The organism is Streptomyces sp. NPDC127119, from assembly GCF_042677425.1.
In the GTDB taxonomy this organism is placed as follows: Bacteria; Actinomycetota; Actinomycetes; order Streptomycetales; family Streptomycetaceae; genus Streptomyces.
This window is the reverse complement of record NZ_JBHXTO010000230.1, coordinates 1-8956: the sequence shown is the minus strand read 5'-3', so window position 1 is coordinate 8956 and position 8956 is coordinate 1. Positions and strand designations below refer to the sequence as shown.

8 protein-coding genes are annotated in these 8956 nt (G+C 71.8%); 3 read left to right on the top strand and 5 right to left on the bottom strand.

Translation table 11 applies throughout. From position 1 onward, the window contains the following. Positions 1 to 171: 171 nt before the first annotated feature. Complete coding sequence (locus ACFVH5_RS42460; RefSeq protein ID WP_385839034.1) at positions 172 to 669, bottom strand: GbsR/MarR family transcriptional regulator; 498 nt, start codon at positions 667 to 669, stop codon at positions 172 to 174. A 118-nt stretch (positions 670 to 787) separates the two neighbouring features. On the opposite strand from ACFVH5_RS42460, the gene ACFVH5_RS42455 reads away from it, so the two are divergent. Continuing rightward, positions 788 to 1702, top strand: a complete 915-nt coding sequence (locus tag ACFVH5_RS42455) for an ATP-binding cassette domain-containing protein (protein WP_385839033.1) — start codon at positions 788 to 790, stop codon at positions 1700 to 1702. Next, entirely contained in the window at positions 1699 to 3321 is a 1623-nt protein-coding gene (locus ACFVH5_RS42450; RefSeq protein ID WP_385839032.1) for an ABC transporter permease, read from the top strand. Before ACFVH5_RS42455 ends, ACFVH5_RS42450 begins: the two co-directional genes overlap by 4 nt. Before the next feature lie 147 nt (positions 3322 to 3468). Here the strand turns inward: ACFVH5_RS42450 and ACFVH5_RS42445 are convergent, their stop codons facing one another. The 4 genes from ACFVH5_RS42445 to ACFVH5_RS42430 form a co-directional block, all read right to left on the bottom strand. Beyond that, positions 3469 to 4689: a cytochrome P450 gene (locus tag ACFVH5_RS42445; protein ID WP_385839031.1), complete on the bottom strand. Its 1221-nt coding sequence runs from the start codon at positions 4687 to 4689 to the stop codon at positions 3469 to 3471. A gap of 293 nt (positions 4690 to 4982) precedes the next feature. Further along, a complete protein-coding gene (locus ACFVH5_RS42440) occupies positions 4983 to 5648 on the bottom strand; it encodes a response regulator (protein WP_384805829.1) in 666 nt (221 codons plus the stop codon). Beyond that, positions 5645 to 6991 carry a sensor histidine kinase gene (locus ACFVH5_RS42435; RefSeq protein ID WP_385839030.1) on the bottom strand — a complete coding sequence of 449 codons (1347 nt, stop codon included), beginning with the start codon at positions 6989 to 6991 and terminating at the stop codon, positions 5645 to 5647. The genes ACFVH5_RS42440 and ACFVH5_RS42435 overlap by 4 nt, the downstream gene beginning before the upstream one ends. A gap of 149 nt (positions 6992 to 7140) precedes the next feature. Beyond that, positions 7141 to 8007, bottom strand: a complete 867-nt coding sequence (locus ACFVH5_RS42430) for an alpha/beta hydrolase (RefSeq protein ID WP_385839029.1) — start codon at positions 8005 to 8007, stop codon at positions 7141 to 7143. Between the two features lie 226 nt (positions 8008 to 8233). On the opposite strand from ACFVH5_RS42430, the gene ACFVH5_RS42425 reads away from it, so the two are divergent. Further along, on the top strand, positions 8234 to 8893 hold the full coding sequence (locus ACFVH5_RS42425; RefSeq protein ID WP_385839028.1) for a TetR/AcrR family transcriptional regulator: 660 nt from the start codon (positions 8234 to 8236) through the stop codon (positions 8891 to 8893). Positions 8894 to 8956 lie beyond the last annotated feature (63 nt).

Below are 8956 nucleotides of genomic sequence, written 5' to 3'. Positions count from 1 at the left end.
CTCGGGGGCCGGCCCCCGAACCCCCGCTCCTCAAACGCCGGAGGGGCGGAAGGGTTGCCGGACCGGCGGATACCCTTCAGCCCGTCCGGCGTTTGAGGACAAAGGGGGCGAGGGGGCGCAGCCCCCATGCGTGGACGGGAACGGGTAGGGGCGGCGGGGGCGAAAAAACCCTCAGCCGTCGCCGAAGTGGCGTTCCCGGTGGATCCGCCAGCGGTCCATCATCGACGCCACCTCCCCGTCGACGAACTCGAAGAACGCCAGCGTCTCGGCCAGCCGCCGCCCCGCCGGAGTCCCCCCGCCCAGACTGTCCACGCCCTCGCGCAGAGCCCGCTCCCACCCCTTGATGACCGCCTCACGATTGGTGAGCGCCTCGTACCACTGGTTGCTGTGCACCCGGTACCGCTCGCGCCGCGACCCGGGCTCACGCTCGCGCGCGACCATGTGCTGCTGCGCGAGATAGCGCACCGCCCCGGACACGGCGGCCGGACTGATCCGCAGCTGTTCGCCCAGTTCGACCGAGGTCAGCGTCCCGGAGTCGGAGGAGAGCAGCGCGGCGAACACCCGGGCCGGCATCCGCTGCATCCCGGCCTCGACGAGCTGTGCGGCGAAGCTCTCGACGAACTTCGAGACCGCCTCGGCGTCACGCGCGCCCTCACTCGGTTCCGCCATCCCGCGATCCGTCCTCTCCCGTACCCCCACCTGCGCGTTCACCGGGAAGCAATTCTATCCGTCGTTCATACGCTTCCTTAACTTCACAAGTTTGTGAAGTAAGCGTACGTTCTGAAGCATGACGAAGGCCATCACCGTCTCCGGACTGCACAAGTCGTTCGGGGGCACGCACGCGCTGGACGGACTCGACCTCGACGTCGAGACCGGCGAGGTCCACGGCTTCCTCGGCCCCAACGGCGCCGGCAAGTCCACCACCATCCGTGTCCTGCTGGGCCTGCTGCGCGCCGACTCGGGCACCGCGCGGCTGCTGGGCGGGGACCCGTGGGCCGACGCGGTGGAACTGCACCGCCGGATCGCGTACGTCCCCGGTGACGTGACCCTCTGGCGCAACCTGTCCGGCGGCGAGGTCATCGACCTGTACGGGCGTCTGCGCGGCGGCCTGGACCCGGCGCGCCGCGCCGACCTGATCCGGCGCTTCGAGCTGGACCCCACGAAGAAGGGCCGCACCTACTCCAAGGGCAACCGGCAGAAGGTCGCCCTCGTCGCCGCCTTCGCCTCCGACGTGGACCTGCTGATCCTCGACGAGCCCACGTCGGGCCTGGACCCGCTGATGGAGGAGGTCTTCCAGCGGTGCGTCGAGGAGGAACGCGACCGGGGCCGCACCATCCTGCTCTCCTCCCACATCCTCAGCGAGGTCGAGGAGCTGTGCGACCGCGTCAGCATCATCCGCAAGGGCGTCACGGTCGAGACCGGTTCGCTCGCCGAGCTGCGGCACCTCACCCGCACCAGCGTCACCGCCGAACTCGCCGGGCCCCCCGACGGACTGGCCGCCCTGCCCGGCGTCCACCACCTCGACGTCCAGGGCGCCCGGGTCAGGCTCCAGGTGGACGGCGACAGGCTGAACGCCGTACTGCGCGCACTCACCGCGTCCGGCGTACGGTCCCTGACCTCCACGCCACCCACCCTGGAAGAACTCTTCCTGCGCCACTACCAGGAGGACGTGCGGGCGGACGCGGCGGCGGTGTCCCGATGACCATCGTGACCCCGACCGCCGGGCCCACCGCCGCACGGGGCAGGGGTACGCGCCAACTGGCGGGCACCTGGCCCCTGTTGCGGCTCGCACTGCGCCGCGACCGGGTGGTGATCCCGCTCTGGGTCGGCGTCGTCGCCCTGATGGTGGTCGCCATGCCGGGCTCCCTGAAGAGCGTGTACTCCACGGCCGCCGAACGCACCGGCCTCGCCCACCAGATGCTCACCAACAGCTCCCTGCGCGCCCTGTACGGGCCGGTGTTCGGCGACTCGCTCGGCGGACTCGTGGCGTGGCGCATCGGCGCGTACGCGGGGGTGTTCGCCGGGATCATGAGCCTGGTCGTCGTCGTACGGCACACCCGGGACGAGGAGGAGAGCGGCCGTCAGGAGATGGTCTCGGCGGGCATGGTGGGCCGCCGCGCCCCGCTGACCGCCGCGCTCCTCGCCGCCCTCGTCGCGAACGCGGCCCTCGCCCTGCTCATCACCGCCGGCCTCACCGGGCAGGGCTCGTCGGGCGCCCTGGCGCTGGCGCTCGGCACGGCCGGGGTCGGCATGGTCTTCGCGACGGCCGCGGCGGTCGCCGCCCAGCTCACGGAGAGCGCGCGGCTCGCGAAGGGGCTGACGGGAGGCCTGCTGGGCACGGCGTTCGCGCTGCGGGCCGCCGGTGACTCCTCGGTGAGCGACGGCTCGTCCGTGCTGACCTGGCTGTCCCCCGTCGGCTGGCTGGAGAACCTGCGTCCCTTCGCGCACGAACGCTGGTGGGTCCTGCTGCTCTTCGCCGCCGCCGTCACGCTCCAGGGCGCGACCGCGTACGAACTGGCCGGGCGCCGCGACGTCGGCATGAGCTTCCTGGCGACCAGGCCCGGCCCCGCCGCCGGCCGCCTCGGTACGGCGGGCGCGCTGGCCTGGCGACTGCAGCGCGGTAGCGTACTCGGCTGGAGTCTCGGCTTCCTCGCCGCCGGGGCCGCCTTCGGCGGGGTGACGCAGGGCGCGACGGATCTGGTCGGCGACAACGAACGCACCCGCGAGATCATCGAGCGCATGGGCGGACAGTCCGGCATCACCGACGCGTTCCTCGCCACGATGGTCGGCATGCTCGGCATGGTCGCCGCGCTGTACGTGGTCCAGTCCGTGCTGCGGCTGCACGGCGAGGAGACCTCCCAGCGCGCCGAACCGGTCCTCGCGGGCGCGGTGGGCCGCCTGCGCTGGGCCGGCGGCCACCTGCTGATCGCCTTCGGCGGGGCCGTGCTGATCATGCTCCTGGGCGGCCTCGGCCTGACGGCAGGCTACGGGCGGTCGCCGGGCCCCGTCCTGGGCGCCTGCCTGGTCCAACTCCCCGCGATCTGGACCATCGGCGCCCTCGCGGTCCTCCTGTACGGGGTGTCTCAACAGCTCGCTCCGGCCGCGTGGGCGGTGGCCGGCACCGCGCTGCTCCTGGGCTGGATCGGCCCGGCCCTGGACCTCCCCGCCCCCCTACTGAACCTCTCCCCCTTCGCCCACCTGCCACATCTCCCCGGCACGGAAATGACCTGGCCCCCGGTACTGACACTCACGGCGATCGCCACGGCATTGGCCACGACAGGCCTGGCGGCCTTCACCCGCCGCGACCTGACAACGGGCTGAGACGCCGAAGGCGCCCTCAAGGGGCGCGGGGAACGGCGCAGTCTTTTGCTTTTCGGGGGCGCGGGGAACTGCGCAATCGGTTGCCTTTAAGGGGCGCGGGGAACTGCGCGGCCAGCCACGACGCACCCGCACGTCACAGCCGGTCCGTCAGACCTCGACCAGCAGTCCGTCCAACCCCCGGATGACGAAGTTCGGCTTCCGCGAAGGCTCGGCCGCGAGCCGAAGCGAGGGAGCCTGCTCCAACAACGCCCCCATGGACGCGGCGAGTTCGATCCGGGCGAGCGGCGCCCCGATGCAGTAATGGATACCCGCACTGAAGGAGATGTGCGGATTCTCCACCCGCGACAGATCCAGCACCTCCGGCGCGGCGAACACCGCCGGGTCACGGTTCGCCGCCCCGAAGAGCAGCGCCACCTCACTCCCCCGCGGAATCACCGTCCCGTCGACCTCGATCTCGTCCAGCACCCACCGCTCGAACAGCTGCAACGGGGTGTCGTACCGCATCAGCTCCTCCACCGCCGTACCCACCAGCCCCCGGTCCGCGCGCAGCGCGGCCAGCTGCTCCGGGTGCCGGAACAGCGCCCACCAGCCGTTCACCGTGGCGTTCACCGTCGCCTCGTGGCCCGCGTTGAGGAGGAGGACGCACGTCGAGATCATCTCCTGCTCACTGAGCCGGTCCCCCTCGTCGTACGCCGCGATCAGCCCCGAGATCAGGTCGTCCCCGGGCTCCTTGCGCCGTACCGCGATCAGCTCCCGCAGGAACTCGGTGAACTCGACCGACGCCCGTACCGCCTTCTCCGCCGTCTCCTTCGACGGACTCAGCTCGTACATCCCGCAGATGTCCGCCGACCAGGGCCGCAGTTGCGCCCGTTCGGACTCCGGGATGCCCAGCATCTCCGCGATCACCGCCACGGGGAGGGGCTCGGCGACGACCGTCAGCAGGTCTCCGCCGCCCGCGGCGACCAGCTCGCCCACGAGGTCGGACGCCAGCCGGTCCACGTACGGCCGCAGCCGTTCGACCGTGCGCGGGGTGAACGCCTTGGACACGAGCCGCCTGATCCTGGTGTGGTCCGGCGGTTCCAGGTCGAGCATGCCGTGGTCGTTCAGCACGTGGAACGGTTCGTGCTCGGGTGGGGGCGGGGTCCGTCCGAAGTCCTCGTGCGTGAACCGGTGCTGGTAGGTGCGGCCCAGCCTGCGGTCCCTGAGCAGCGTCGACACGTCCGCGTGGTGGGGTACCAGCCACTGGTTGGTGGGCTCGTAGTAGTGGACCCTGCCGTGGGCGCGGAGGTCCTCGTACGCGGGGTACGGGTCCGCCAGGAAGGTCTCGTCCCAGGGGTCGAAGGACTTCGGGGGGTTGATGGCTGCCATGTCCGGACGCTAGCCGGTCGTGTCCCTGTCTGGACAGGGCCTGCCCTCTTGAACTGGGGGTTCGCTCTCCGGGCGTCGGTTTCGGCTGCGGGCCGGTGGGGGCTGGTCGCGCAGTTCCCCGCGCCCCTGAGGTGGCGGGGTCTCGCCGTTGTGAGTCGTCCGCGGTCCCGGTGGGGGCTGGTCGCGCAGTTCCCCGCGCCCCTTAAAGACAACCGACTGCGCCGTTCCCCGCGCCCCGAAAGGCAAAAGACTGCGTCGTTCCCCGCGCCCCCGAGGGGCTGCCCCTGGCGGTGTCAGCCCGGTGTCACCAAGCGGGCCTCGTAGGCGAAGACCGCTGCCTGTGTTCGGTCTCTGAGGCCGAGTTTGACCAGGATGCGGCTCACGTGGGTCTTGATGGTGGACTCGGCCACGACGAGGCGGCCGGCTATCTCGACGTTGGACAGGCCCTGGGCGATGAGGACCAGCACCTCGGTCTCGCGGTCGGTCAGGTCGCCGTACGCCGCGTGCGCGGTGGCCGAGTAGCGGGGCTCCTCGGACAGCTTCGAGAACTCCGTGATCAGCCGCTTCGTCACCGAGGGCGCCAGCAGTGCCTCGCCGGCCGCCACCACCCGTACCCCGTCCGCGAGCTGCCGGGCCGAGGCGTCCTTCAGGAGGAAGCCCGAGGCCCCGGCGCGCAGCGCCTGGTACACGTACTCGTCGAGGTCGAACGTCGTCAGTACGAGCACCTTCGCCGCGCCGTCCGCCGCGACGATCTCGCGCGTCGCCTCGATGCCGTTCATCTCGGGCATCCGGATGTCCATCAGGACGACGTCCGGGGCGAGCTCCCTGACCCGGTCGACCGCCTCCCTGCCGTTGACCGCCTCGCCCACCACCTCGATGTCCGGCATCGCGCCGAGCAGCACCGAGAAGCCTTCGCGGACCATCATCTGGTCGTCGGCGATCAGTACCCGAATGGTCATGCCGTGTCCTCCGTGGACGCCGCCGACGGGACCGGCAGGAAGACCGCGACCTCGTAGCCCCCGTCGTCCGTCGCCTCCGCCGTCATCTCCCCGTCCAGCATCGACACCCTCTCCCTCATGCCCGTGATGCCGTGCCCGGCGCCCGGTGACGGCTTGACCAGCCCGGTCGCCGGACCGTTCACCATCCGCAGCCCGAGCCCGCCGAGCACGTAACTGACCTCCACCTTGGCCGGCGCGCCCGGCGCGTGCCGCAGGCTGTTGCTCAGCGCCTCCTGGACTATGCGGTACGCGGACAGCTCGACGCCCTGCGGAAGCTCCCGCACGGCTCCCGTGACCGTGCTGTCCACTCTCAGGCCGGCGTCGCGCACGTTCTCCAGGAGGCGGTCGAGGTCGGCGAGCTTGGGCAGCGGGGCGTCCGGGGCCTCGTAGTCCTCGGCCCGTACGACACCCAGGACCCGGCGCAGCTCGGAGAGCGCGATGACGGCGTTCTCCCTGATCACCTTGAAGGCGTACTCGAGCTCCGGCGGCGGGTTCTCCACGCGGTAGGGCGCGGCCTCCGCCTGGATGGCGACCACCGACATGTGGTGGGCGACCACGTCGTGCAGCTCGCGGGCGATCGTCGTGCGCTCTTCGAGAAGGGTCCGCTTGGAGCGCTCGTGCGCGGTCACCGTCTGCTGGGCGGTCACCTTCTGCACGGCTTCGCGGCGCACGTGCCACACCGTGACGACCAGGAGGGTCAGCGCGCTCACGAACAGGAAGGGCATCGTGTTCGTGTAGTAGTGGCCGCTGAGGAAGAAGCCCTGCATGACGAAGCCGTAGGCGGCGGTCAGCGTCCACATCCAGGCCGCCGTGCGGGGCCTGGTCCGCATCGCCACGACCGTGAGGACGGCCAGCTGGGTCGCGAAGGCGCCGGGTGCCCAGGGCCAGTCGCTGTCCCACCAGCTCATGTACTGGGCCGTGACCGGTGGCACCACCATGGAGGACCAGAAGGCGACGACCGGCCTGAGCAGGGTCAGCAGGACCGCGCCCATCCCCATGACGCCGGTCAGGAACTGTACGAGATCGCCGCCGCCGTTGGCCGCGAGGGAGATGAGCAGCGTGATCAGGGCGGCCAGCACCACCAGGGCGTGCGGGAGCAGGGCGGCTCCCTCCCTGAGGCGCGACGGCAGGTTCCGGAGGACGGGCCCGTCGGTCCGCATCCTGGGAAGCGGACGGACGGCGAAGGCGTCGTGGAACAGGTCCTGCCACAGCCCCCGCGACACGTCCATCGCGAGCTGGAACTCGGGACTGCGCGGCCGGCCGGCGCGTGGCTGTGTCATCTGCGTCTGGATCGTCTCGGTCATGTACAGAACGTAGGCCGCGGCGGGGGTGGTGGTCGTCACCAGTGAGACGGGTTCTGCGACCTCCCTCTCAGGTACTACAGGGTCCCGGAGTCAGGTACTACAGGTCCCGAGGTGGCCCGCCCACCAGAGCCCTGTGGGAACCGCCCGCCCTACCAGGCCAGTTGGGCGATCTCCTCCGCCACCACCGCGCACGCGTCCGCCGCCGGGTCGATCAGGGGGAAGTGGCCCACGTCCTCCAGGAGGGTCAGGCCCACCACCTCGCCGGCCTTCGCCGCCGCGTCCGCGTACGCCTCGGCCACCGCCTGTGGCACGACCGTGTCCGTCCGGCCCTGGACCAGCGTCGTGGCGATGCCCGTCGGGAGGAGCAGGGCCGGGTCGGCGTACGACTGTCGTTCCTCGAACGTGGTTTCCCCGCCCAGGAGTTGGAGCGTGGCTCCGGAGCAGACGTCCAGCTTCTCCGCGACCGTGAAGTCGGCGATCGGGGCCAGGGCGACGACACCGCGCAGCTGCGCCGGCCTCTCCAGGTACCAGGGCGCGTCGGCCGGCAACAGGTGCCGGGCTGCCGCCCAGAGCGCCAGCTGACCGCCGGCCGAGTGGCCGGTGACCACCGTGCGGCGCACATCGGCTCCCGGCAGGGCCTTCCGTACGAGGGCCGGCATCGCGTCCAGCGCCGCCGCCACGTCGTCGAAGGTGTCGGGCCAGCGCCCCGCCACCGGTCCCGTACCGCCCTGCGCGGGGATCGTGCCGCCGCGCCGGTACTCGACGTTGGCCACGGCGAAGCCGCGGCGGGCCAGGAAGTCCGCGAACGGGGTGATGTGCCGCCGGTCGTACGGGGCGCGCCAGGCGCCGCCGTGCAGGACGACGACGAGCGGGGCCGACTCCTCGCCGCCGCGCGGTGCGTAGAAGTCGACGACCTGGTCTGGGTGGTCGCCGTACGCGGCGGTGGCGTCGGGGTCGACGGGCGGATGCGAGAAGGCCGACTCCTCCTCCGCGGCGTCGCGGGCGTCGTCCGGCATACTCCAAGCCTCTCAGCGGTGCGGTGTGCGTTCCCCGGCCCGTGAGCTCTCGGAGCTTGCGGTCAACGTGCTCCGGGTCGCGGGTCGTTGGCGGGACGCTATCAGGCCGGTGACGTGCGTCTGAACACCGCCGTGACGCTCGGTGAGGGGTAAACGGTGCTGGTGTTTCGTTACGCTGGTGGAGTGCGCGCCCACCACCGCGCCCGATCGCGAAGGAGTCCCCCTCATGACCGCCGCGCCCGACGAAACCGAGAGCGGGCCCGGACCCGGTCCCGGCCCCGATCCCGATCCCGAGCCCGGGACCGTCCGGCCCGGGGGGCGTACCGCTCGGGTTCGTACGGCCGTGTTGCGGGTCGCCGGGGACGTGCTGGCGGAAGAGGGGTTCGCCCGGCTCGATCTCGCGGACGTGGCCCGTCGGGCGGGGGTCGGGAAGACGACCGTGTACCGGCGCTGGGGCTCGGTCACCGGGCTCGTCGCCGACCTGCTCGGTGACATGGCCGAACAGTCCCTCCCCCGTACCGAGACGGGTTCCGTGCTCGGGGATCTGCGGGCCAACGCCGCGCTGGTGTGCCGGACGCTCGCCGACCCCCGGCAGGGGGCGTTGTTCCGGGCGGTGATCGCCGCGGCGGCGTGCGACGCGCGTACGGGGGAGGCGTTGCGGCGGTTCTACGAGGTGCGGGTCGCCGAGTGGGCGCCCTGCGTCGAACAGGGTGTCGCTCGGGGGGAGTTGCCTGTGGGGACCGATGCGGGGGAGGTCGTGCGGGCTGTTTCGGCGCCGCTGTACTACGCGTTGCTCACGTCGGGGGTGGTACCGGACGAGAGCGCCGGGGAGCGGGCCGCGGCGGCGGCGGTTGCCGCCGCACGGGGTGGGGTGTTCGTGGCGTAGGGGGTTTTCTCGCCCCCGCCGCCCCTACCCGTCCCGTCACTGTGTCCTCAAACGCCGGACGGG